Source organism: Pseudoalteromonas sp. MMG005 (genome assembly GCF_018101015.1).
Classification (GTDB): Bacteria; Pseudomonadota; Gammaproteobacteria; order Enterobacterales; family Alteromonadaceae; genus Pseudoalteromonas; species Pseudoalteromonas aurantia.
On record NZ_JAGJEK010000002.1, the window covers coordinates 128,191 to 151,475 of the forward strand.

The 23,285-nt window shown below is 41.7% G+C and carries 37 protein-coding genes; 33 read left to right on the forward strand and 4 right to left on the reverse strand.

The features are described from left to right. The first annotated feature begins 138 nt into the window (after positions 1–138). From J8M01_RS02575 to J8M01_RS02585, 4 genes are read left to right on the forward strand one after another with little or no spacing between them, the layout of a single operon-like run. Complete coding sequence (locus tag J8M01_RS02575; protein ID WP_211056901.1) at positions 139–279, forward strand: hypothetical protein; 141 nt, start codon at positions 139–141, stop codon at positions 277–279. After that, positions 276–401, forward strand: a complete 126-nt coding sequence (locus J8M01_RS24130) for a hypothetical protein (protein ID WP_282100498.1) — start codon at positions 276–278, stop codon at positions 399–401. The genes J8M01_RS02575 and J8M01_RS24130 overlap by 4 nt, the downstream gene beginning before the upstream one ends. Positions 402–419: 18 nt before the next feature. Continuing rightward, positions 420–968 carry a hypothetical protein gene (locus J8M01_RS02580; RefSeq protein ID WP_211056902.1) on the forward strand — a complete coding sequence of 183 codons (549 nt, stop codon included), beginning with the start codon at positions 420–422 and terminating at the stop codon, positions 966–968. Next, complete coding sequence (locus tag J8M01_RS02585; protein ID WP_211056903.1) at positions 968–1,324, forward strand: hypothetical protein; 357 nt, start codon at positions 968–970, stop codon at positions 1,322–1,324. Before J8M01_RS02580 ends, J8M01_RS02585 begins: the two co-directional genes overlap by 1 nt. An 8-nt stretch (positions 1,325–1,332) precedes the next feature. Here the strand turns inward: J8M01_RS02585 and J8M01_RS02590 are convergent, their stop codons facing one another. Then, entirely contained in the window at positions 1,333–1,797 is a 465-nt protein-coding gene (locus J8M01_RS02590; protein ID WP_211056904.1) for a helix-turn-helix transcriptional regulator, read from the reverse strand. 157 nt (positions 1,798–1,954) lie between these two features. Between J8M01_RS02590 and J8M01_RS02595 the strand changes: the two genes are divergently transcribed. The 21 genes from J8M01_RS02595 (at position 1,955) to J8M01_RS02680 (ending at position 12,751) form a co-directional block, all read left to right on the forward strand. Beyond that, positions 1,955–2,209 carry a pyocin activator PrtN family protein gene (locus tag J8M01_RS02595; RefSeq protein ID WP_211056905.1) on the forward strand — a complete coding sequence of 85 codons (255 nt, stop codon included), beginning with the start codon at positions 1,955–1,957 and terminating at the stop codon, positions 2,207–2,209. Between the two features lie 3 nt (positions 2,210–2,212). Further along, positions 2,213–2,440: a hypothetical protein gene (locus tag J8M01_RS02600; RefSeq protein WP_211056906.1), complete on the forward strand. Its 228-nt coding sequence runs from the start codon at positions 2,213–2,215 to the stop codon at positions 2,438–2,440. Then, on the forward strand, positions 2,437–2,616 hold the full coding sequence (locus J8M01_RS02605) for a hypothetical protein (RefSeq protein WP_211056907.1): 180 nt from the start codon (positions 2,437–2,439) through the stop codon (positions 2,614–2,616). The genes J8M01_RS02600 and J8M01_RS02605 overlap by 4 nt, the downstream gene beginning before the upstream one ends. Then, positions 2,613–2,819 carry a hypothetical protein gene (locus J8M01_RS02610; RefSeq protein WP_211056908.1) on the forward strand — a complete coding sequence of 69 codons (207 nt, stop codon included), beginning with the start codon at positions 2,613–2,615 and terminating at the stop codon, positions 2,817–2,819. Before J8M01_RS02605 ends, J8M01_RS02610 begins: the two co-directional genes overlap by 4 nt. Next, positions 2,816–3,040, forward strand: coding sequence for a hypothetical protein (locus tag J8M01_RS02615; RefSeq protein ID WP_211056909.1), 225 nt, complete (start codon positions 2,816–2,818; stop codon positions 3,038–3,040). Before J8M01_RS02610 ends, J8M01_RS02615 begins: the two co-directional genes overlap by 4 nt. Beyond that, positions 3,033–5,051, forward strand: a complete 2,019-nt coding sequence (locus tag J8M01_RS02620) for a replication endonuclease (RefSeq protein ID WP_211056910.1) — start codon at positions 3,033–3,035, stop codon at positions 5,049–5,051. Before J8M01_RS02615 ends, J8M01_RS02620 begins: the two co-directional genes overlap by 8 nt. 121 nt (positions 5,052–5,172) lie before the next feature. After that, positions 5,173–5,370, forward strand: a complete 198-nt coding sequence (locus tag J8M01_RS02625) for a hypothetical protein (RefSeq protein WP_211056911.1) — start codon at positions 5,173–5,175, stop codon at positions 5,368–5,370. Positions 5,371–5,373: 3 nt separating this feature from the next. Next, positions 5,374–5,820, forward strand: coding sequence for a hypothetical protein (locus J8M01_RS02630; RefSeq protein ID WP_211056912.1), 447 nt, complete (start codon positions 5,374–5,376; stop codon positions 5,818–5,820). Then, positions 5,732–6,205 (forward strand): hypothetical protein, encoded by a 474-nt coding sequence (locus J8M01_RS02635; protein WP_211056913.1) that lies wholly within the window; start codon positions 5,732–5,734, stop codon positions 6,203–6,205. The genes J8M01_RS02630 and J8M01_RS02635 overlap by 89 nt, the downstream gene beginning before the upstream one ends. Continuing rightward, a complete protein-coding gene (locus tag J8M01_RS02640; protein ID WP_211056914.1) occupies positions 6,195–6,983 on the forward strand; it encodes a hypothetical protein in 789 nt (262 codons plus the stop codon). The genes J8M01_RS02635 and J8M01_RS02640 overlap by 11 nt, the downstream gene beginning before the upstream one ends. A gap of 239 nt (positions 6,984–7,222) precedes the next feature. Then, positions 7,223–8,053, forward strand: a complete 831-nt coding sequence (locus J8M01_RS02645) for a major capsid protein P2 (RefSeq protein ID WP_211056915.1) — start codon at positions 7,223–7,225, stop codon at positions 8,051–8,053. A gap of 9 nt (positions 8,054–8,062) precedes the next feature. Further along, on the forward strand, positions 8,063–8,386 hold the full coding sequence (locus J8M01_RS02650) for a hypothetical protein (protein ID WP_211056916.1): 324 nt from the start codon (positions 8,063–8,065) through the stop codon (positions 8,384–8,386). Continuing rightward, complete coding sequence (locus J8M01_RS24135) at positions 8,383–8,508, forward strand: hypothetical protein (protein ID WP_263973689.1); 126 nt, start codon at positions 8,383–8,385, stop codon at positions 8,506–8,508. Before J8M01_RS02650 ends, J8M01_RS24135 begins: the two co-directional genes overlap by 4 nt. Beyond that, positions 8,505–8,735 (forward strand): hypothetical protein, encoded by a 231-nt coding sequence (locus J8M01_RS02655; RefSeq protein ID WP_247670957.1) that lies wholly within the window; start codon positions 8,505–8,507, stop codon positions 8,733–8,735. The genes J8M01_RS24135 and J8M01_RS02655 overlap by 4 nt, the downstream gene beginning before the upstream one ends. Before the next feature lie 9 nt (positions 8,736–8,744). Then, positions 8,745–9,674, forward strand: coding sequence for a hypothetical protein (locus tag J8M01_RS02660; RefSeq protein WP_211056917.1), 930 nt, complete (start codon positions 8,745–8,747; stop codon positions 9,672–9,674). Further along, on the forward strand, positions 9,674–10,696 hold the full coding sequence (locus tag J8M01_RS02665; RefSeq protein ID WP_211056918.1) for a hypothetical protein: 1,023 nt from the start codon (positions 9,674–9,676) through the stop codon (positions 10,694–10,696). Before J8M01_RS02660 ends, J8M01_RS02665 begins: the two co-directional genes overlap by 1 nt. After that, on the forward strand, positions 10,696–11,151 hold the full coding sequence (locus J8M01_RS02670) for a virion protein (RefSeq protein WP_211056919.1): 456 nt from the start codon (positions 10,696–10,698) through the stop codon (positions 11,149–11,151). The genes J8M01_RS02665 and J8M01_RS02670 overlap by 1 nt, the downstream gene beginning before the upstream one ends. Further along, complete coding sequence (locus tag J8M01_RS02675) at positions 11,144–11,521, forward strand: hypothetical protein (protein ID WP_211056920.1); 378 nt, start codon at positions 11,144–11,146, stop codon at positions 11,519–11,521. Before J8M01_RS02670 ends, J8M01_RS02675 begins: the two co-directional genes overlap by 8 nt. A gap of 4 nt (positions 11,522–11,525) precedes the next feature. Then, entirely contained in the window at positions 11,526–11,660 is a 135-nt protein-coding gene (locus J8M01_RS24140; protein ID WP_282100499.1) for a hypothetical protein, read from the forward strand. Then, the gene (locus J8M01_RS24145; RefSeq protein ID WP_282100500.1) at positions 11,657–11,782 is read left to right on the forward strand and encodes a hypothetical protein; all 126 of its coding nucleotides are present in this window, start codon (positions 11,657–11,659) and stop codon (positions 11,780–11,782) included. Before J8M01_RS24140 ends, J8M01_RS24145 begins: the two co-directional genes overlap by 4 nt. Before the next feature lie 306 nt (positions 11,783–12,088). After that, positions 12,089–12,751, forward strand: coding sequence for a DNA adenine methylase (locus J8M01_RS02680; RefSeq protein ID WP_211056921.1), 663 nt, complete (start codon positions 12,089–12,091; stop codon positions 12,749–12,751). A gap of 31 nt (positions 12,752–12,782) precedes the next feature. Here J8M01_RS02680 and J8M01_RS02685 read toward each other — a convergent pair whose 3' ends face one another. Beyond that, the gene (locus J8M01_RS02685) at positions 12,783–13,853 is read right to left on the reverse strand and encodes a site-specific integrase (protein ID WP_211056922.1); all 1,071 of its coding nucleotides are present in this window, start codon (positions 13,851–13,853) and stop codon (positions 12,783–12,785) included. Positions 13,854–13,963: 110 nt separating this feature from the next. On the opposite strand from J8M01_RS02685, the gene dusA reads away from it, so the two are divergent. From dusA to J8M01_RS02720, 7 genes are all read left to right on the forward strand, one after another. After that, complete coding sequence (gene dusA, locus J8M01_RS02690) at positions 13,964–14,974, forward strand: tRNA dihydrouridine(20/20a) synthase DusA (RefSeq protein WP_211056923.1); 1,011 nt, start codon at positions 13,964–13,966, stop codon at positions 14,972–14,974. Between the two features lie 228 nt (positions 14,975–15,202). Beyond that, entirely contained in the window at positions 15,203–15,880 is a 678-nt protein-coding gene (locus tag J8M01_RS02695) for a PspA/IM30 family protein (protein WP_211056924.1), read from the forward strand. A gap of 69 nt (positions 15,881–15,949) precedes the next feature. Then, the gene (locus J8M01_RS02700) at positions 15,950–16,165 is read left to right on the forward strand and encodes a PspC domain-containing protein (protein WP_210995433.1); all 216 of its coding nucleotides are present in this window, start codon (positions 15,950–15,952) and stop codon (positions 16,163–16,165) included. A 10-nt stretch (positions 16,166–16,175) separates the two neighbouring features. Then, positions 16,176–16,496 (forward strand): hypothetical protein, encoded by a 321-nt coding sequence (locus J8M01_RS02705; protein ID WP_210995434.1) that lies wholly within the window; start codon positions 16,176–16,178, stop codon positions 16,494–16,496. Positions 16,497–16,584: 88 nt separating this feature from the next. Continuing rightward, complete coding sequence (locus J8M01_RS02710) at positions 16,585–17,109, forward strand: copper chaperone PCu(A)C (protein WP_211056925.1); 525 nt, start codon at positions 16,585–16,587, stop codon at positions 17,107–17,109. Positions 17,110–17,111: 2 nt separating this feature from the next. After that, positions 17,112–18,098 (forward strand): DUF2333 family protein, encoded by a 987-nt coding sequence (locus J8M01_RS02715; protein ID WP_211056926.1) that lies wholly within the window; start codon positions 17,112–17,114, stop codon positions 18,096–18,098. A 564-nt stretch (positions 18,099–18,662) separates the two neighbouring features. After that, complete coding sequence (locus J8M01_RS02720) at positions 18,663–19,424, forward strand: TIGR04219 family outer membrane beta-barrel protein (protein WP_211057019.1); 762 nt, start codon at positions 18,663–18,665, stop codon at positions 19,422–19,424. A gap of 51 nt (positions 19,425–19,475) precedes the next feature. Here J8M01_RS02720 and J8M01_RS02725 read toward each other — a convergent pair whose 3' ends face one another. Together J8M01_RS02725 and J8M01_RS02730 are read right to left on the reverse strand one after the other, a co-directional pair. After that, complete coding sequence (locus tag J8M01_RS02725) at positions 19,476–20,354, reverse strand: TIGR03899 family protein (RefSeq protein WP_211056927.1); 879 nt, start codon at positions 20,352–20,354, stop codon at positions 19,476–19,478. Further along, on the reverse strand, positions 20,351–20,860 hold the full coding sequence (locus tag J8M01_RS02730) for a hypothetical protein (protein ID WP_211056928.1): 510 nt from the start codon (positions 20,858–20,860) through the stop codon (positions 20,351–20,353). The genes J8M01_RS02725 and J8M01_RS02730 overlap by 4 nt, the downstream gene beginning before the upstream one ends. 208 nt (positions 20,861–21,068) lie before the next feature. On the opposite strand from J8M01_RS02730, the gene J8M01_RS02735 reads away from it, so the two are divergent. Then, positions 21,069–23,285, forward strand: coding sequence for an EAL domain-containing protein (locus J8M01_RS02735; protein WP_211056929.1), 2,217 nt, complete (start codon positions 21,069–21,071; stop codon positions 23,283–23,285).

Below are 23,285 nucleotides of genomic sequence, written 5' to 3' on the forward strand. Positions count from 1 at the left end.
TTTTGAGGGTTCCCGAAACTAGTATCTCTGTTTCTATTTTTGGTTTAATATTTTATCTCACTTTGTTGTTGTTTTATTGCTTTTAAGTTAACATCGGCGTAACAAAGTGCTTTAGTTATTTAAACAAAGGAATTTTTTATGAAAGTACTGAATAAACTTGAGTTTTTAAAAGTGGTAGGTGGGATAGGTGGTAGTGGCGGTGGTGTTGTACCCCCGAAAGCTGCTAGCTATCCAATGGTTACGGCTAAATTCAAAGGTGTAGAGAAGGATTTGTCATGAGAGAGCTTGAGCGGTCACTAGTTAAGAAAGTTTTCGGTGGAACAGGTGGTAGTGGTGATGGAGTTGTGCCTCCGAAAGCAGCTAGGGCTAACCCCGATGTGAAGTTGGCGGTTGGCGGTTAAGGGGGTTTAAGGAAAAGCATGAATGATTTTTTTGTGGTTACAGGCTGGGTTATTAAGTGTTTCGAAGTATTCTTGGTAGCGTACCTGCTACTGAGGTTTAAGGCTCGGCGGTGGTCGCTGTTTTTTGGTGGCGCAGGTAACTTAAAAACAATAGATGACCATGAGCTTCATTCGTGCTTTTTATCTGCGCTAGCTGTGCTTGTGTTGCATTTTACTGGGTCGTTAATGACACAGCATATATTGACGTTGCAGATGGGTAAGATGGAACTGCGTCAGTTTTTCTATTTTACAGTTTTCTGTAACTCGGTTGCATTTTCAGTGGCGTTGATTGGGCTTCACTATCTAAGAAAGTGTTCGTTTTCTCGTTGCGCTAGACAGTGTTTATATTTAACTTTAATGGCAATGGCTCTTCAAATTACACAGTATGTTATTCATGCTGTATACGATAGTTCAAGCTTTACACCCATATATCAATATGGAGTCGTATTAATTAATTTATCATGTCTCTCAATAGTAGCGCTGTACCCAGTGAAAATGCTATTTAAATCAAACGTAAAGGTTGTGTAATGGATTTACTATTAATTATGTTTTTCGGTTTTTCACTTTGTAGTGTGTTTGTTTTGTTTGTTGTTGCAAAAGGGCATAACACGGGGGTTGTTGAAGAGAAGGTAGCGGCAAAGGTTGAAGAGTTGGTACGTTCAGTAGTTCACGATAGTGATAGAGTAGATATGCACGGGCGTGCACATGTATTAGTCATGGATTTAGCTGATACGCTTGAAGAAAGGGATGCGTTAGAAAGAAGCACTCAAATGAAATTAATTTACACAAGAGCAAAATCATACAAGCGTAGTGCTAAAGTGAATAATGTTGTGCAATTCAGCGATGAAAGTAGCGCTGTGCCAGTACTGAAATCAATCAAGTAAGCTGACGCTTACTTGATTTTAACTATATTTTCTGCCTCTTCTTGCTGCGTTAAAAATGGAGAAAGCTCTTTTAGCAGCAACCTACCACAGTCACGTAAATCAACAGATTTTTCAGGGTTTGCTATAAACCAATCCATATCAAGAAATAGCGCTACAGTGTCAGCAGATTTATCAATGAACATTGATTTAACTTCATCTTGAGATAGTAGCTTATGATGCTCTATGGGCTCACTTGGAGTTCCTTGGCTGCCGTGTGATGGCAGTTCACCAGTAAGCAGCCAGTAACCAAATTGAGAGCATTTATCATTGTTTGCAATTTTATTTGCGACTGACAAAGGCGGCTCTCTGCCTTCTTCATATTTTCTATATGAAGCTGCTGGAATTCCCACCATATCCGCAAACTTTCTCTGAGACATATCAAAATAAATACGAATTTCTCGCAATCGAGAGGCAAAATCACTTGACATAATCATAATCCGATCTAATAATTGCTGCACTGAGTCCAATTGAACGCACTTTAATTTAATTTGGTTTTAAATGTGTTCATTTTGGGTGTTTAAGTTCCTAATATCATCAAGATTAGCATATCTAGAGACGATGCGGGAGCAGTTATTGAACCAAGGAAAGCATATGAACATGTCGTTTGCATTATTAGCTCGTTTTGAGTCTCCAGTAATACAGTTAAAGGATATTAGCGAAGAGTTTTTTGGTATATCACCACGCACAGCGCAGCAAAAAGCAAACGCTGGTGAGTTCCCTGTGCCCACATTTAAAGCGCTGGATTCTGAGCGCTCACCAATGCTTGTAAATATAGCCGATTTGGCGGAGTACCTAGAAAAAAGGTACAAGGAAGGTCGTAACGAATGGCAACAGGTGAATGGGTGATTTATGACTAAAACAATCGAAGAGCAATACCCAATTTTAAACCCAGACCACCGCGCTTTGCAGCATGCAAAAGCAAAGCAATTACAGCAATTTGTTAAGCAGCAAGTAAGAGCAAAAGAGGCTGAGGAGCGTCAAATGCGAGAACAAGCAAAAGCAGCGGTTACTGATAATTCACTGGTTAAAAAAGCACTGGCAATGGCAGCAATGAACAGAGCGAGGGTAACACTATGAGAGATTTTTTATTTACCTGTGCGCTTTCGCTTTTTGTGATTACCTTCATGGAAATCGCAATGACGTTCACAGTGGTGCACATGTATGAACAGTGTGTTGAGTCAAGCGAAGTGCAAATGTCAACAGTATTTTCTCGCGAATACAAGTTCAAATGTGAAGCGGAGTTGGTCGAATGAGTGGTTTTATTAGTCGTGTAATAGAAGAAAAGAAAGAGTTGGATTTGAAGCTAGAAAAGCTAAATGCGTTCTTAGAGTCCAGCGCTAGTGACGAGCTATGCAAAGGTGATGAGTATTTGCTGCGTAGGCAGCGCCAAGTAATGACTGAGTATTCGTGCGTACTTAGCACAAGAATAGAAAGGTTTTGGGGGACGCTATTATGATACTCAACTCTGGAATATCAATCAGCGAAATCATCGAATACCGCGTGTGCATGTACAAAAAAGTGCTCAAAGATATGGCGGGAAAAAGAGCTCAATATAAGAAATGCGATAGATATAAAACAATGGTTGATGATATTAACTTACTCGGTGACTTGGGTTGTCTGTCAGAGTTTTATGAGCTGAGTGAATTGCTTTCAAAGTGTGATTTTATCGATGCGTAGTTTACCCATCGCTTGGGAAATCGCTGATACGAAAAACCCCAAGCCCATTACAGTTGAAACCCATCCATACTTGTTTGAGTCTGAGTCGGGCAATAACGAGCCTGTAGATTTTGACGTTGCAGCATCAAAGCGCCTTGAGCCGATAGAGATTACAGCTCAGGCGCCATTCTGCTATGGTAATTTTGGTTTTGATGGCATAGCAGAGCGAACCCGCGAGCAACTAAAACTAATCCCGACCAATCGCTTGCGCCGCATTGCAGCAAAAGAATTTGCTAAACGCTTTCATAGTAAAAAATCTAAGAATCCAGAGCGTTCAGCAAACATTTATTTGCGTGAAACAATCGAGCGTGTAAAGCAAATCACTGACCGTTCACCGCTCACTATCCGTGAGTTAAACAGCAAAAAGCACAGAAAAGAAAAAGCCGAGCAATTAGCGCTGATCTCTCAGCAAATATGCATAGTTGATTTTGATGAATCAACAACACTTGAAGACGCTGAACAGCTTGTATTTGCTTGCTATATCAAGGTCCATGATTTTGCCTTGTCGCAAGGTGTAACCCCGCCGTACGGCACCACATTCAATGCAGCTAAATCTGAACGTAGGTACGGTGCTTGGGTGCCATGCGATACAGATAAATTAGCGAATAAGCTGGAGTATGGCGTTAGGCGTATGACGTGCGAAAAGTGGTGGATGCGCAAGCTAACACGCTTACGTGATATGACGCTTGAGCATCTAAATATAACGATGGGCCTTGTCAACAAAAGGGTATCTCCTTACGCCAGTAAAGACGCGGTTCGTGAGTTCAAACACGCAAAGCGCTCACAGTCTGAATGGGTCAAATCAATGCAGCTTGAAAGCGAAAACGGTGATTTAATTTCTCTTGAAGAAGTGTTTAAGGGTTCTGTGGCAAATCCAGAAATTAGGCGTATAGAGTTGATGGTTCGTTTGCGTGGTTACGAAGAATGGGCCGAGCAAAACGGCTTGATAGCCATGTTTTATACAATCACAGCACCGTCTAAATATCACGCAGTATCAAAGAAATATAACAATGCTTCACCACGCGAAACGCAAGCATATCTTGTCAACCAGTGGGCTAAAGCTCGCTCAGCAATCGCAAGAGATGATATGCCGATGTTCGGAATGCGAGTGACTGAGCCACACGCCGATGCAACCCCGCATTGGCACATGCTTGTTTTTATGAATAAACGCAATGAAAAAGCCATTACAAGCATATTGAAAACTTACGCGCTTGAAGATGACCCGTTTGAAGACGGCGCGCAGAAGAATCGCTTTGATGCTGAATACATCGACCCTAGCAAGGGGTCGGCAGTTGGTTATATCGCAAAGTACATTTCAAAGAATATCAATGTAAATCACATTGAGGGCGAAATTGACCTTGAGACGGGTGAAGCGTTCACGCAAGAGGATGGTTTAGCGCTGAACGTAGGTGCGTGGGCAAGTCGCTGGCGTATTCGTCAATTCCAGTTTTTTGGCGGTGCTCCCGTTGGTTTGTGGCGTGAATTCAGACGCATTAAGCCTGAATCTGTTGAGAAGCTTACAGAATTGGCGAAGGGCATATTCGATGCTGCTGATAACTCGCGTTTTGCGGAATTTATGGAGCTGATAGGCGGTGCGTTTGCTAAGCGTGAAAGCCGTACAGCAAAGGTGGCGGTAGAGAGTGATGGTGCGAACGATTACGGCGAAGAAAAGCGCAGGACTGTAGGTATAAGCACTTGTAGTTATGTCTTTATAACGCGTAACACGCGTTGGGCCCTTAGGAAGGACGGCAGTCCTTCTCCTTGGAGCACTGGAAATAACTGTACGCAGCGTACTGATAATCGACAGATTCACGCGGCGGGTGAGTTTGACCCGCTCTTATTCATACCCCCTGAGATAGCTGGGGCAGTTCGAAATGGGGCTGTTTATCATGAGGTTGACGAAGAGTTAAAGCAGATTAAAGAATTTAAATTTACAAGTAGTGGTTTGAGTCAAAGCACTGCATTTTATTGACGGGGTGATTTATGGGTGAAAGTAGAGGGTTGATTGACGGGGCTTGGTGGTGTGTAGGTGTGTCTATTGTTGTTGTGGTTGTTAATGCGCTGACGGGGGTTTACTAATGCTAGGGGGTTCGATGTTTAATCGTATAGATGAAATAAGAAAGAAAATAGATGATGCAAAAGCAACGTCAAAGCTAAATGCAGCAAAAAAGACGCGGCTTGCTGAAGAGGCGTTGGATGAAACTGTTTTGCTGATGTATGAAATGGCGGGCAAGATTAATCAACTTGAACTCAAAGCAGAGGTTGATTTAATTGCGGTAGAAAGAGGGTGACGAATGGCTAAATCGACCAAAGAAAATTTGGGTGTTATTGAGTGTAATGCGTGCGGTGTGTTTGCAAATATACGACGCAGAGCGAATGGACAGAAGTTGCTTTATATTGCTTGCCCAAATTGCGGCAATGACCAGCGAAGTGGAGCGGCCCAACAAGCGAAATTAGAAAAAGTAATTTCTACAGAAACGCAGCAATCACAAGCTATACAGAGCGAACGGCAAGAAGTTTTAAATCACAATCCCGCTCATGATGAATGGGCGCCAAAAACAGAGCAAATCAATAGCGAAATAGGAGCGAAATTAGATGACAGCGAACAGCGAATTACCAGCGGAGTTACAGAAGACAGCAATAGCGCAGAGCATGGAAAATCTGGAGTATGGGGGTGGCTCGGACTCGCAGTTGTCGGAGTCATCGCAATCGCAACTGGGGCACGATTACAGTCATCTTGATAGCTTTACAAAATCGAGCGAAGTGAGTGTCGCGGATGATGTTACAGAATCGGAAGAAATGACAAGCGAAGACGTGAGCGCACTAGCGTGTTATGGCGTCTCGTCTGCTGCTGATTTTGTTGAATCAATGATTGAAGCGCCTGTCACTATTGATAATGATACTCGCGAGCTAATCGCTGAAAAAGCGGCCCCTGTGGTCGCGAAGTACTGCAAGGGTGGAATGCCGCCGTGGCTTGTGAAATGGAAAGAAGAGATAGAGCTAGGGTTGGTGCTTGGTACTGCTGCAATTTCTGTTTATAAGCAAATTAAAGCGCATGAGAAAGAGGAGCAAGGCAAAAGCGAAAATAGCACAAATACCACAGAGGTTGTAGCGCATGGCAATTAATAAAGATAATGAGCTTAAAGCACGTCATACGTGCTATTTGGCGGGAACTGGGGGCGGAAAAACAGCTGCTGTTAATTTGCTTAAGCTAGTTGGTGAACAGGTCGCTATTTTTGATTTGTACGGTGATTATCGTTTCGATGGTCGTAAAAAGTCGCATTTTAACGGGCTGGGTGGTCGTGCTGTTTACCACTACACAAACCGAAAGGGCTTTGCCACTGCGTTTGTTGAAGCTTGGCGCTCTGGTAAAAAGTTCGTTGTTGCATATTCGCCTGATTTTCCCAAATCACTGCAAGGTGCAAAGCTGAAAGCAGCAAAGCAAGCGGAACTTTATTGGTTCGGTCATCTTATTTGGGAAGCGGCGGACGGTAATAGAGAGTTGAATGTGGTTATCGAAGAGCTGGCAAAGCTTGTTGAGACTGCGGGAAAGGATGATTCAATTATCGGCGAGCTGGCTACGGGTGGTAGGAAATTTGGATTGGTACTGCACACTGTTTTTCAGCGTTCGCAAGAAGTGCCAAAAACAATTTGGAATAATTCGCCGCGTAAAGTGCTCGGTGCTCAAGAGTCACAAGCAGATGCGAAGCGAATATCAATCGAATTAGATGCAGATATTGATGATGTGTATTTGATAAGTCAGTTAAACAGCAAGTACGAAGATGAACGGCTATATTATCTTGTCAAAAGCAAAGGGGGTATCGGGAATATCGAACCAAAAGTAATACATTTGAAATCTGGAAAAACTGAAAATCTCACATTTGAGCAATTTAGAGCAGCTTAAAAACCGAAAAAAGAGCGAAAATTTCGCTCTTTTCGCTATAGGGGGAGCGAAAACCATTTTACTCAATAGCGAAACGTCTGATTAATTACTTAGCGATTTTTAACGCAAAGGTAATTTAATCGCATGAATAAAACAGTAATCACATCAGTTGCAACCACGCTTGCAATTCTCGCGGTACTTAGCAATGTACGCGCTTTACGTTCAGTTAAACGCATCATCATTAAGTAAGGGGCTGCATCATGTTTGATATTTCAAAATTAAATAAAGTGACTGGTGTCATTAAAGGTGGTACTGCTTCAATCGCTTTGCCAGTTAATTCAACTTACGAAAAACTACATTTTAAAATTGCAGGTTGCACGCCAGCCGATTTGCAGAATATTCGACTCGACTTAAATGGTGACATGCTGTGTGAGTACGAATCTCTGCAAAATATTGTTGATGAAAATAGCTATTTTGAACGAGACCAGGTGACGGGTCTAATCACATGGCACTTTGCGCGACCCGAAGTAAAAAGCCCAATTAACTCTGATTTATCAGTTCAGAGATTTTTTGCGCTAGGCACAACGGGTTTATCTACGGTGCAAATTAAGTTCGATATCGACAGAAATGCAAAAAACCCAGCTGATGAAAGTGAGGCGCTAGATATTTCTGTGTTCACAGAAAAGGATATTGGGTCGGCGCCGGGTTGGCTTTATAAGCGTCGTTCGTTTCGCTATTCGTTTAGTCAGGGTATCAATGAGGTGTCTGACATACCAAAGCCGCTAGGGGCGTTTATTTCAATGATTGAAATTAAAAAGGAAGGGGTTAAAAGCTCTGAGTTTTTAGTGGATAACGTGAAGTGGCGCGAGCACATACCGAAAGACTTACATAATCATATTTTGAAGCAGCGAGGGCGCACGCCTATTGATGGGGTGCACGCAATTGATTTAGCGATGTCGGGTGATGTGTTTAGCGCACTTAGAATTACTGAAAATATATTTGATATGCGCTTACGTATTGATTGTGAATCAGCAGGTTCGGCTGAGGTTATCGTGCATTATTTCGCTGATTATGCTTCAACGTCATTCTAAGGGGGTTGTATGTCAGGATATGCAGAAGGTCCACCGACCCAGCAAACGCATGGGTGGCAGTCGTCAGTTGGGGGTTTTCTTGGGGATGCTCTGGCAGCGTGGGGGCAAGTTGAGAAAGTTAAAGCAATTCGTAATTCGGCGGGTGCACAGCAAGCAGATAAGAAAAACACGGTTGAATTAGATAATGGCGCTGCGGTTGTTGTTGATGCACCGAAAACAACCCCTTCCGCTGCAAGCAATGAAACGATGATTTTTGGTGTACCACAAAAGACCGTATTAATGGGCTTTGGTGGCTTACTTGTATTGGGTGTTGTACTAAAGGTGATGAAATGAGTGGAAAGAATTTAAAAGCATTTGCTTATGGTGTCGCAATTGCGGCAATGGGTGCCATTGTTGCTGAGGTTGGGCGCGATATGTATCGCAAGTTTCGCGCGAATAAGGTAACTGCGGGATGATTGGTGCATTGCTGGGTGCTGGCCCTGCAATGCCAGCAATGCCAAACCCCATAGCGGGGCTTGGTGGGCTTGGGCCTATAAATGGCTCTTCATCTGCGGCGACTGGTGACCAAAAGCAAAGCATTGGTTTTAATGCCCAAGGCGTGAGTTTTGGCAGTGATAGCAACAATACACTGTTAATTGTGGGTGTCGTTGTTGTTGCTGCTTTATTTTTGTTGAAAAAATAAGGGGGTTGAATGGGTTTATTTAGCTCTAAGTCGCGTAGTACAAGTAATCAGACGACTAACAACACAAGTACAAATTTTGGTATTCACGGTGATAACAATGGATATATCACGAACGGTGATGGCAATACGTACAACATAAGTCAAACTGATTTCGGTTTAGTTAGTGCGCTCGAGTCCATTGGCGGGAATCTCGCAGATAGTCAGATTGCGGGTTTTGGATTTGCAACCGATGCTGTAACGGGGGCGCAAGATATGGCGCTCGATATGACAACGGGGGCGTTTGATTATGCGTCTGATGTTAATCGAGATAGCTTAGACTTTGGCCGTGATGCAATGTCGGAATTCGGGGGGTTTGGTCGCGATGCTATGGACGGTATGGCGGGGCTTGCAGGTGATAGCATTGGTTTTAGTCGTGATGCAATGTCGGAATTCGGGGGATTTGGTCGCGATGCAATGGACGGTATGGCAAGTCTTGCGGGTGATAGCATTGATGCGCAGTCGGGGCTGGCACAAGCTGCAATTGCTGAAAATAGCGACTTAGCAAATGCAATGCTTGGTTTCTCCTCAGATGCGCTTAATACGTCAGTTGATGCGATAAGTGACGCAAACGGACGCATAACCGACATTGCGACATATTCAATTGATGCGTCAGACAACTCAAATGCACGTATGTCTAATCTTGCAGCAATATCAATTGATAATTCAAGTGATTTAGCGCAGTCACTTAGTGCGCAAGCTATGACTGCCGCTCAAGATGCATATAGTGACGCTGGTGAGCAAACAATATTAGCGCATAGACAAGCTATGCAATTCGCAAACAATGCAAGTAGAAGTGATGGTCAGCAGCTCGCTATCAGTACCAATAAAACAATGATGTATATCGTCTTGGGTATGGTTGGCTTAGGTATAGCTGCGATTGCGGTAACGAGGAGTAATTAATGATATTAAATCAATCAGTAAATCGCGGTGAAGTGTGGGAAATTAACGAGCAAGGCTCGTCATTTGCTGTCATTCGTGCGCAAGTCGGTCTGTATGCCAAGTTTTACGATGCAGCAGGCTCTGTTGTGATGAATACAGAATTGAATCAAGGTATTAACTTGACTGTCAGCTATGCAAAAATCGTACTTTTGTCAAAAACTGATATGCAAGTGCAAGTCTGGGTATCAAAATTTGCTTATGATTTTACAGCGCAACCAGACCGAGCGCGAACTGCTTTATCAAGAATCAGACCGCTGACGTATGGCGTAAATAAGCTTTTAGACTATGACCCGCCACGACTGCGTGCTTCGATTAAGAGTGATGTGGGTATGTATATCGGCGGTGAAAATATGCGAGTGAACTCTGGTGTTGTCGAGAATGCGCGCTATTACCCAGCGAACAGTAATATAGAAACAACTGCATACGGTGATGTGATGTATTTTGTTTCAAATGAGACTGAGCGTGTGTTGTATAAAACTGAGAGTGCACAAGCAATGAAATATGTTACGCAGCACACGATTACACGCGCAGAGCTTGAAGCAAATAACGTTGATTATTTTGATATTAAAATACCACCCCAACTTCACAATAAACAGTTCACAATCAAATGTATCGCAAGACATGACACATTGTCGCATGAAACTGCAGAAACTGGCTGGCTCAATATAACAATCGCGCCGCGCTTGCTTGTTACTAATGATGATATTGAATTAGAAGATGCGCAAGATATGTCGAGAATAAGCGTGTTCGGGGCGGCGGGTCGCTTTTCGAACGAGATACCAAAAGTTAATGATGTCACTCTTTCGCTTAGCGCTGGTACGCATCGAGTTTTTATGGTTGAAAGCGCGCTGGACCATGATGCACAAAACAAGTTGAATCACGCGAACTTTGGTCAAAGTTTTGGTTATTTTGAATCAATATCGAGCAGTGATGATGTGTTTTTGATACTCGGTAACGCTGAAATTTTCGAAGAGCGTGCATAGTGAAGTTGCAAGCAGCACTAATTGCTGTCGTAGCACTGGGGGCTATTTTCATGACAACAAAGCAAAAAGCAAAGGGCTTGCGTAACAATAACCCGCTCAATATCGAGCGTGGTGAAAATTGGCAAGGCGCAGTCGGTGATGATGGTCGCTTTGTCATCTTTGAAACTGCAAAACACGGGCTGAGGGCTGCGGGGCGTATCTTGCGTACTTACTCAAATAAGTACGGTATTAAGTCGATTAATACAATCATTGCAAGATGGGCTCCGCCGAGTGAAAACGACACTGAAAATTACATACAGTTCGTATCACAAAAAACAGGGATTGAGCAATCTAAACAGCTTGCGCCAAACGATTACGCGCCAGTTGTTGCTGCAATGATACATATGGAAAATGGGTCGCAGCCATACGACATACAGCTAATTAAAGAGGGTGTCGAGTGGGGGTTATATGGGTAACTTTATCAGTAAAAATGTGAGTCTGTTTTTAACTGTTGCAGCGCTCGCTTATGCGTATAAATACATTGATAACAAGTCAAAAGCAATCACAAAGCCCGTGGGTGACGCTTTGGCAAAAATCATGATGGCATACAACGGTAATTTTGAAATCAAACGCGAGTGGTCAGGTTTTGTGTTAAAAGCATCAAAGCTTAACGACAGGCATGAAGTGATTAATATGCGTTGGTATGAAGCGATGGGAAAGCTGAATGACAACAATCATGTGTTACTCGATGAGATATTTGATAACTACCGACTTAAACCGAAATACATACCGCTGATTGACGGTGAAGTGTCACCCGCCAGCATTGCAACGATAAATAAGAGGTGAGCAGGTGGATATTAGTCAAGATACAGTACTGACGATTATTACTAACGCTATATTCTTGTATGGCGCTGTCACGACAAATAAAACGGATATTAAGTGGCTTAAAGAGACTGTTAGAGAAATTAAGGAGCGAATTAAGTGATAGCAATACTCGGTAAATACATCATTACACGTCTTTGCGTTGCAAGTGCTGAATATTTAGCAAAGCGCTCAGATAACAAGATAGATGATGAAATAGTGAAAACAATCAAAGCAGCTTTATAGTTGCTTTTTTACTGTATATTAGGACGTTGTTGTGGCGTTGTTGTGACGCTATATTTTTAGAAATGATTTTATTTTGATGTAACTTGTTGATTGAGTTAAAGAAAAGATGGTCGGTATGGAGAGATTCGAACTCTCGACCCCTGCCACCCCATGACATAGGTTTAAGGATGCTTTTTCGTTTGCTTCAGCATAGTTAAAAATATCTATGCTCGAGCATAGTTAAAAGTATCTATGTTGGCCATTAAATTTCTGGCCAACATAGTCATTTATGTCTATGATACCTGGCAATGAAAAGTAGGGTTGTATATGGATAATTATCTAGGTGCTAAAAATGGTAGTGGTGTTTATCAAGCCATAATTAATTTGCTTCCACCACACGACACATACATAGAGCCATTTCTTGGCACCGGTGCAGTAATGCGCAGAAAAGCACCATCATCAAGGTGTATCGGTGTCGACTTAAACAAAAAGTGTATAGATAGCATTGACTATGCTGCAGAGCTATATAATGAGTGTGCGTTTAAATTCCTAACGTCATTTGATTTTAGCACGCAAAGTAGAACCGTGGTTTATGCTGATCCCCCCTACCTCCCATCAACAAGAACAAGTAATGCAAGATATGAGCATGAGCTTTCATATGAGCAACATGTTGAGCTTTTAGACATATTAAAAAGCTTACCATGCTTTGTTATCTTATCTGGGTATCGAAGTAAATTGTATGACGACATGCTTTCGGGGTGGTGGTCAACTAGTTTTCAAGCAATGACAAGAGGTGGTGTAAGAACAGAGACAATATGGTGTAACTTTGAACCAAAAGAACAGCACTACCACACATTCGCTGGGAAGAATTTCACAGATAGACAAAGAATAAAAAGAAAGGCAGAGCGATGGGTAAAAAATTATTCAAATTTACCTAAGGGTGAAAGGCAGGCTATTTTATCAGCGCTTTTGGAAGTCGACCATAGTTAGCTTTGTCTATGTGGTACCACATGGCAGTGCGTTAAGAAAACTTATCATGCAGCTTATGCGGGAACAGTTGCGTGTAAACTTGCCATAGTACATTTAGGTTTCTATGGCCCGTTACTTGTGCGACTTCTTCAATGCTATAGCCCTTCTCAAACAGTCGGCTAGCGCCTTCTCTGCGTAAATCATGATAACGCAAGTCTTCAATACCTAAGTCATTTCTAACACGCTGAAAGCCAGCAGTAACGCTGCGCGGGTTAAATGGAAATATGCGATCATCTACATTCGGTTGCCTGTTAGCAATATCAAATGAACCCGCAAGCAATGGTACAATCATGTGATTACCTTCTTTTTTACGAGGGTCTTTTCTGTCGCGCACTACAACAGTTTTATGTTCTTTGTTTAAATCAGCCCACGTGATTTTGCACACTTCGCCAACGCGCATACACGTTAATATTGAGAAGTCTAAAATATCTAGATAAGGTATTTGTGCCATGCCTGAGTTGCGGTTTTCCATTCTGCCTTCAAGTCCATTACGCAGCCTGTCCAGCTCGTTTTCAGTTGGTCTACGTGTGCGCTTTTTACTTTTGCCAACTAATCCCATTTTTATCAGCACCGGTACTGCGTCTTCGAAAATTTTATAATTCGCGTCGATGTTCCACACTGGATAAGCTTCTTTCATGACTGAGCGTAAATAAGCAACATCATGATAAATTGTTGCTGGGCCAGCACCAGCGTCACGACGGTTTGTGCAGTGCTCGATTAAATCACTTACTTTTAATTCGTTCGATGTTACTTTTGCAATGTCGCAATCAATCAGCATTTTAATGACATACTGCTTTGTACGTCCTGTGCGATTCCATAAATCATGATTTTCGAAATACATATTTAAGAGGGTTCCCAGAGTGACCGTATTTTTAATTTCAGTCACCCTTGCCGACTCTAGTTCACCAACGCGCTTTTTCCCCCAACTTTCTGCCAATTGATTTTTTCTGAAAGTTTTACTTTCATTGTGTATAATCTTGCCCTTAGATTTTTCGCGAACAATGCACTTATAGCGGGGTTCGCCTGATGCGGTTTTACGCTTTTCGATGGTGAAAGAAGCCATTTTATAGTCCCGTAAAAATATTTTTTGTCCAACCCGAAGAGGGTGACACTGGGGTGACTGTATATCGAAATTCGTAGTTATTCAAGTACGTTCGGAGCAATTCAGTAGTCATGTTAAATGTAGATAAAACAAGTGCAAACCCTTTAAACACAAGCGATGCAGCGTTTAGGCGCTTTTCCGTGGCACCTATGTTGGATTGGACTGACAAACATTGCCGCACTTTCCACCGAAAATTAAGTAAACATGCAGTACTATATACTGAAATGATCACAACGGGTGCGATTTTGTTTGGCAAGGGCGATTACTTGGCATTTGGTGCGCATGAAATGCCAGTGGCGCTTCAGCTTGGTGGGTCTGACCCTAAAGCGCTGGCAGAATGCGCCAAGCGTGCAGGTGAATACGGTTACAATGAAATTAATCTAAATGTGGGCTGTCCATCAGACCGAGTTCAAAACGGTCGCTTTGGCGCGTGTTTAATGGCTGAACCTCAGCTGGTTGCAGAATGTGTGGCTGCTATGAAAGCAGAGGTAGATATACCGGTAACGGTTAAAACTCGTATTGGTATTGATGAGCAAGATTCTTATGCATTTTTAACTGCGCTTATTGATGCATCGAAACAAGCTGGGTGTGATGATTTTGTTATTCATGCACGTAAAGCATGGTTGAAAGGGTTGAGCCCCAAAGAAAATCGAGAGGTGCCACCGCTTGATTATCCACGTGTATATCAGCTGAAACAAGATTTTCCAGAGTTACATATTAGTATAAATGGTGGCGTTAAAACATTGGAAGACTGTCAAAAACACTTAGTGCACCTTGACGGTGTGATGATTGGCCGAGAAGCGTATAGCAACCCGTATATGCTGAGCCAAGTTGATGCACTTTTATATGGCGAACCCGCTTTTACACTAAGTCGGCACGATGTTGTACGCAGCATGTATGATTATTTTGAAGCCCAAATGACGCAAGGGGCTAATTTTTGGCACATTGCGCGTCATATGCTGGGTATTTTTCAAAGTCAGCCTGGAGGCCGCGCGTTTAGGCGTCATTTGTCTGAAAATGGCCATAAACAAGGGGCGGATATCCGCGTGATGGAAAAAGCGTTGGAATGCGTGCCTGAGTAATTACTAGGCTACATTTATTTAATACAGCCATGCAATTAAATTGTGTGGTTTTTTAGTTTAAAACACCACTTTTTAGTCAAAATTATCAATTATCTTTTCTCATAATTTTATTTCTTTCATGTTAACTAGCTGATTTTTAGTTTCTTTTTATCTTTGGCATAAAGATTGGAATGTATTGTTTATACATTATGTCAGTATTTTATTTACGCCAATGCAAAGGAGCCGACCATGGCCTTAATTAATCGAATTGAAGATATTATTAAATCAGAAGTGTCTGCGTTTTTAGATAAAGCTGAAGATCCACAGAAAATGACATCTCACATTAAAACCGAGTTACGAGATGCCTTGGCTGAGTGTCGATCTATGGCAGCGACCATTATTTGTGAACAAAAGGCACTCACACGGCAAATTGAAACAAAACAAAAGCAAGCTGATGATTGGCAGCAAAAAGCCGAGCACGCATTAACTAAAGCACGGGATGATTTAGCAAAAGCAGCGCTAAATCATAAATATACATTGATTGGACAGATTGATGAACTACAGCCTCAGCTATTAAAGCTAGCTCAAGCGCTTGAACAGTTAAATGCTGATGCAGACCGCTTAATAACTAAAATTAATGCGTTAAGTCATACCGAACAACAGTTGTTGCGACGTGAGCGCGTGGTATCAGCACAAGTACGAGTGAGACAAGCGCTCGCATCAGATAATGTTGACAATGTATTGGCTAGGTTTGAGCATTTAGAACGAAAAGTTGAGCGGATTGAATCTGAAGTAGAAAGCTATGATGTTGGTCAACAGAGTACACAAGCACAATTCGATGCGTTAGATAAAGAGGAAAAGCTGAGCAGTGAATTGGCGTTATTGAAACAGCAAATAGCGGCACGTACATCTCAGGTTAGCGCTTAACTAAAGCCCGTTTTTTTGCAAGTCAGTACATAGCAATAAAGCAACAACATCAGTTATTTTGGAGTTATTATGTATACACAATCTAAATCGAATTTTAAACAGCAGTGTTTTCGTCATATAAAAAATAAGAAGTTGGGCGGTGTGTGTGCTGGGCTTGCAGAGCGGTTTAATATGCCGCGTTGGCTGACCCGGGTTGTCGTCTTGTTTTTATTCTTAAAGTTTCCGGTATTAACCCTGATTGCCTACGGTGTTGCTTATTATACACTGCCAACAAAGAGCCATTAAGGAGGGCGCCATGAAAACTGTTTTCTTAATTCTGATTGCACTTTTTCTTTATTCAACGATTTCATGGCTAAACGCGCCACTTGCATGGCTGGGTATCTCGAATTTTATGGGTGAACTGAGCTGGGTTGGTATGGAGTTAGCGGGATTGCTTGTTGGTATTGTCGCGGTTATCGCTTTGTTCGCGCTGGCAAGTATTGGTGTGGTTGGCCTTGGTTTAGTGTTACTTGTTGGAGGTATACTGGCTTTATTATTTAACTCTGTGGTTATTGCGATCCCGCTGTTGATGCTGGTGGGGGTCGGTTGGTTACTGAGCGAGGGGGTGTCGACATGATTTTACACGCTATCATAGGCTAATTAGCACGAAATAGCTGACTTCATGGTATGATTTGAACTGTGGCTGTTTTATTTAAGGAAAGCATATGATTGCTAAGTATATTATGTTGAGTTCGAGTTTATTTTTTACAACGTTCGCCTTTTCTAATCAAAATCATGAGCATGCATCTGCTGGTGCACAAAAGCATCATCACAGTGAGACGTATGTATCGATTGATGATGCAAAAATACGGGCTTTTCTTCCTGCTGCAAAATCAACTGCAGCCTACTTTACTTTAGAGAATAAGAAAGATACCAAACTGACTTTGGTTAAGGCAACCATTTCAGGCCTTGGTCGCGTAGAGATCCATGAGCATGTGCACCACAATGGTATGATGAAAATGCAGCAAGTGGACAAACTTGTTATCAAAGCAAAAACGCAAGTGAAATTTCAACCTGGAGGTTATCATTTAATGGCTTTTGAGCCAAAATCAGCGTTAACGACAGGTGAAAAACGCAAATTAACATTACACTTTGCAAATGGCGAACAAGCCTTTACACAAATACACGTTGTTTCTTTAAAAGACTCATTTAAGAAAGTTAAAAACGCACACCATCATCATGAGGAGTGATCATGCAACAACATTTAAATAAAGTAATAGCAGGCTTCGTCACCTTGTTGCTAGGTGGCTATATACTTGCTATTTATTGGAGCTCTGAGCCAGCGTTGTTTGATGTTATCGCAGCAGCTGAGCAGCAATCACAGCAAGGAACACAGCAGCGAGTGGTTGGCTATGTGACGGCAAATACATTGGTTGAAGTGAGCACGACGTTGTTAGACAAACCCGGTGGGTATTTGTCGAATGATGTGCTGCCGCCAAGTGTGTTTATGGATAATATGCCAGCATGGGAGTACGGCGCACTGGAAATGGTACGTGATTTGGCCTTGTCTATGCGCAAAGACTTTAGTCGTTCTCAGTCACAATCTACAGAGCATTTGGCACTTAAAAAAGCACAACCTCAGTTCAATATTAGTTCTACAGCGTGGGCTTGGCCGAGCGCTGAAGGCGAATACCGAGTGGGTATTGAGCATTTAGTGGCGTATCGCGATCAGATTGCTGATCCGAATAACAGAGACAGTCAGTTTTATGCCAGAGCCGATAATTTACGAGGGTGGTTAAAAGAGGCTGAAAAGCGTTTAGGGAGCTTAAGTCAGCGATTGAGTGCCAGTGTTGGCCAAGATAGAGTAAATACAGACTTAGCTGGGGACAGCGCAGCTCATCAAGCAACCTATGCACCGAGTAGTACCCAAGTTAAAACGTCTTGGTGGAAAATTGATGATGTATTTTACGAATCGCGTGGCGCGAGTTGGGCGTTGTTACATTTTTTAAAAGCCGTTGAACACGATTTTGCAGATGTATTGGAAAAGAAAAATGCTCGAGTGAGTTTACAGCAGATCATTCGTGAATTAGAAGCGACTCAAGAAACCGTGTGGAGCCCGATGATCTTAAATGGCAGTGGCTTCGGCTTTGTGGCGAATCATTCATTGGTGATGGCAAACTATATTTCGCGAGCGAATGCTGCACTCATAGAATTAAGTGAGCTATTGGCTCAGGGATAAACTCGTGTTGCGACGTTACTTTGTTGCGTGCTGCTCATTATTTAGACGAGCAGTCGAGTTTATCTTCAATTGACTACGGGACGCATTACAGTAATCCCTATTCGGGATGAGGTATTACTTGTGGTGAGTTACACTTGAATATGACCTCACTCTAGCGTCCAAATAAGGATATTATTAATAACGGCTATTCATCACTGTGGTGTATAAAAAGGCTTGTATAAAGCCTTTTTAGTACGCGTTATAAAATAGTCGGGTGTTTTACAAAGCTGCTTTACTATACCTATCTATACTTAGTGCTTTAGCTTAATGACTTAGACTGCGAGTTTTAAGTCAGTGCGGGTTAGAATCTATCGTTAAATAACTCGGTGGTTATGTATTAATCTAAAGGAGGGATGATAAGGCTTAGCACATTACAATAAACTACAAAAAATACTCTTAATTCTCTCATATCTTCATATTTTTTCTGTATAGTTAGCGTAAGTTTGGAATAATTATGGCACGCTTCAATTCATGGCTGAAATAGCTGGTATTGAACTTAGTGAACTCTTAGCGCAAGGATCAAAAATGAAAAAGTACTGTTTAGTCTCTGCTTTGTCTATGGCAAGCTTAGCACCTGTAGCACATGCTGATACACTGCTTGGTTTATATTTAGGAGCTGAAGGTTGGCAGGCCGATAGCTCGGGCAGTTATCAGGAAAAAGGTAATGCACAAACATTTGATTTTGAAGATGAAACTTTTACAAGTTTTTATGCTGCGTTGGAACATCCGGTTCCACTGGTCCCTAATATAAAGCTCAGGTACACAGAGCTTGAGCTGAATGGCTCGGCAACGCTTACAGAAACTTTTGAGTTTAATGGCAAGAACTATACCGTTGGTACTCAGGCTAATACCATAACTGACTTAAACCATATCGATTACACTTTGTATTATGAATTGTTTGATAATGACTTAGTGTCATTTGACTTTGGTGTTAACTTTAAGCAGTTTGATGGCTCAATTAAATTGACCGGTACAGCCGACGGACAGTCAGTGACTGAAAGTAAAGACTTCTCTGGTGTGGTCCCTTTGGGCTACGCGCGGGCAGAAGTTGGACTACCAATGACTGGGCTGAGCTTATTTGCTGAAGGAAGCATGCTTGCCATTGACGATAGTAAGATCAGAGATTATCAAGTGGGTATTGCGTGGGAGTTTATTGATAATTTAGCGGTAGATGTCGCTGTACGTGCGGGATATCGTTCAATGAAACTTGAACTTGATGATGTTGATGACATTAGTACAGATATTGAATCATCAGGGCCATTCGCTGGTATTCAGCTGCATTTCTAAGCAATCTTATCTTTAAGGTTTTGTAAAAAACCCTGAGTGTTCAGGGTTTTTTTATGTCCATTGATACTCAAACTCTTCACTGAATATGTGCTCTAGCTGGTTTTTATATTGCTTATTGATGGGCATGGTGATCAGTTTTTTAAGTTCATCACCAGTTTGTGTTAACTTGTAATAGCTGAGTACAAGTTCGTTGCTTTTGGGGGTTAATATGAGTTTTTTTCCTTGAAAAGACAGCGTAAATGGGGTTTCGGGCTTTAGGTTTGATGATTCTATTTCTTTTCTATAAAGTAAACCAATATCCATTAAAGTCAGAATATTAGGAAAGCTTAACCCCGCTTTACTTAAATTAATCGACTCCTTATTACCGTTTTTCAGCAAGTCAAAAAATGATGGTTTTTTGTAATAGCCAATCAAAATTAAGTAGCTGTCTTCTTTTTCTAAATAGCCGCAAAGTGGCGCACACTTTTGTAGCGCAGTGGCTTCTCTTTGCGTCATCAGTTTCAATGTTTGCAAGCTTTTTATTGAAAAAGTACCAGGCGAGACAGTTTCACCAACGAGAATTTTGGCCCACAGTTTTTGCATGGCTTGGTTCGCAATGTCCTCAGCTAATCCGATAAAGTGTTCTAACCAGTCAGGGTCGGGCCGACCTCGGCTTGTGACATCGGGGCACAGTGCTAATGCTTGACCCATAATGGTTTCGATATTTAACTGTCTTTGAATTTTACTCAGCTGTTGACGCTTTAACGCGCGTTTCAGCGGACTTTGATTACTTTGCACAACGTAATCAATTTGCGTTTTTCCTTTAGCACTATAACTATCATCAGAGCCACTATGATTGCCCCTAAAAGGCTTTTTAATCATGGTGATCCCAAGTTTTTCTTCGATTAATAATGCCAGACTGGATTTAACTTGTGCATTTTTTACGGTCATGGGTCTGCCTGTAATTTTAACTGTGAGTTTAGGTTGTTTGTAGCTGAGATAATCATTTGTTTTAAAAAGAATTCACAGTAAAGTGCCATATACCCTCCGAGTATGCTCGAATGAATGGTTCCGTTCAAGTACCATTCAATTTTTGTACTAGATCCTGTAGGCGTAATGGTGAGTTCTCCGTATCCTGTGTGCTCGTCATTAATGAGCACAGAAAACGCCATTCGGTTTGTGGTTTGCTCTACAATGGTTATTTCTAAATAGCCAATGGTATGTTCAAGTTTTATATGTGCGCCTATACCTGTACTAGGAGTAGATATTTTAGGAGACGTTAACCCCGAGTAGGTATGCCAAGCCATGATTTCAGGCCAATTTTTAAGGTCTAACAACAAGTTAACATCTGAAGTGTTTTGAGTTTGGATTGTTCTGCTTTGAGTAACTTGATATTGATGTGGCAGTATTAGCCCAAAGATTATGGCTAATAGCACAACAGATAGCAGTGCTTTCACAGCAGATATGAATAGTTTAATAATTAACTCCTAGCTTTATTTATCAACTTACTTCACGCAAGTGTTTGAACATCGTCTATAATATTTCTTGGGTGTTAATAAATTCTGAACGTGGTAGTAAAAATGTACCACATTTCGTAGTATGGTAAACAAGCGATTAAGCGCAAAGCTTTAACTTTAAAGCGGTAAGTGAGTTGAAGGATAGAGAATGGCGTCTGAGCAAGATGATTTTTTGTTTTTAGATCATGATGAAGATACGCACGAACAGGTGACAACCAGTGACTTTTGGGATGTACTTGTTGTAGATGACGATCCTGAAATTCATTCAGTGACGAAATTGGCTCTCTCTGGAGTTGAATTTTGGGGCCGTGCACTTCGTTTTCATCATGCTTATTCAGGAACTGAGGCGATTGATGCTTTAGTACATAATCCTGAAATATGTATTCTGTTACTTGATGTAGTAATGGAAAGTGATGATGCGGGGCTTACCGTAGTTAGACGTGTGCGCGATGAGTTACAAAATCATAATGTTCGTATTATTTTGAGAACGGGACAACCAGGATATGCGCCTGAAGAGCAAGTGATCCGTGAATACGATATTAATGACTATAAAATGAAAACAGAGCTTACTCGCAGCAAACTTGTCACTTCTTTAATGACAGCGATCCGTTCCTATCAACAAATCTGTGAGCTGGAGGCACAAAGCACAGCATTAACTCGTATTCTTGAAGCGTCTCATGCCATTTTAGGGCATAGCGATATGAAAACGTTTGGTTTAGCTGTGGTTATGCAGTTAGCTAAAATATTGGGCAGTGAGCCCAATGGTATTGTCAGTGGTAATCATGGAGATGATAAACGCATTGTGGTGCTCGGTGGTACATCGGATTATCAAGCTTTTTTTGGTCAAGGGTTAGAGCAGCTAGACAATGGCAGAGTTATTATGCAGGTTCAGAACTGTTTTGACTTTGCCAAGCATCAACAAACAGAGCACGATATTACGGTGTTGCTGCAAGGAAAAAACCGCCGTGCAGCAGTCTATCTAGAGCTCGATGTTAAACCAAATGCAGCGCAGCTGCAGTTTATGGAAATCTTTCTGGCGAATGTGAGCGTTGGTTTAGATAACATAAAATTATTCAATGAGTTACGAGACGTAGCTTATAAAGATCCTTTAACAAAATTACCAAATCGAAGTAGTTTTTCTCAACAAGTTGAACGTTATTATATCGAAGATAGTACGACACCTTCGGCAGTAACGAGTGAACTGCTTTTTGTTATTATTGATATAGCGCAATTCTCAGATATTAATAATGGTTTAGGGCAAGAAGTCGGTAATCAGTTGCTATTAGCAGTGATGCAGCGGTTACAGCAAGAGTTTATCGATGCGGAGCTTATCGCAAGAATAGGTGCCGATGTATTTGGTTTGCTACTACCTAAAAGCAGCTTTGATGAGCAACATTTTATTGAAGCGTTAATGATCCCCTATCAAGTTAACGAGCATATTTTAACGATGCATTTTCATGTAGGGATTTGCGAGCAAAGTGATTTCAGTAAACTGGGTATCGATACTTTAAAGCTTGCGTATATTGCGTTGAATCAAGCGAAACAAGGTAAAAAGTTTATCGACTGGTATTCACCAGATTTAGAAGAGAAAATGGCGTGGCGGTTAGGACTCATCCGACAATTGCGACAAGATTTCGAACAAGGCAAACTGGAAGTGTGGTATCAGCCCCAATTATCTCTTGATACATTAGCGGTAATAGGGTGCGAAGCTTTGTTACGCTGGCCTTCAGGTAATGGCCGCTATATTTCACCGGCTATCTTTGTACCACTTGCAGAAGATGCCGGGTTAATTGTGGATATTGGTCAGTGGGTTTTAGAGCAAGCCTGTCAACAGCAAAAGCAGCTTGTGAGTGTTGGGCTAGATATCAGTGTTGCAGTGAACGTGTCGGTCCCACAGTTTAAAGTTGCAAATTATGCTCAAGGTGTAAAGAATACATTATTGGCACATCAAGTTGATCCAAAAAAGATAGAGTTAGAGGTTACTGAAAGTGTGGTTATGGACGAAATCGGGGTTGTTATTGACACTTTGCAAGAGCTTCAAGAGTTTGGTGTTGAAGTCGCAATTGACGATTTTGGTACTGGGTTTTCATCATTAAGCTACTTACAGAAGTTGCCTCTGGCACGATTGAAAATTGACCGTGCATTCATTAAAGATATTCCAGACAATGACAGCGGTGCAATTGCAGATCTTGTGGTTTCATTAGGGCGTCACTTAGGGCTAAAAACGATAGCTGAAGGGGTCGAGACACAAGCCCAAGCAGACTTACTCAAGCAATTAGGGTGCGATGAAGTGCAAGGCTTCATGTATGCTAAGCCAATGCCGAGCCACGAACTCATGGATTTTTTGAAAAACTATAAACCTTAA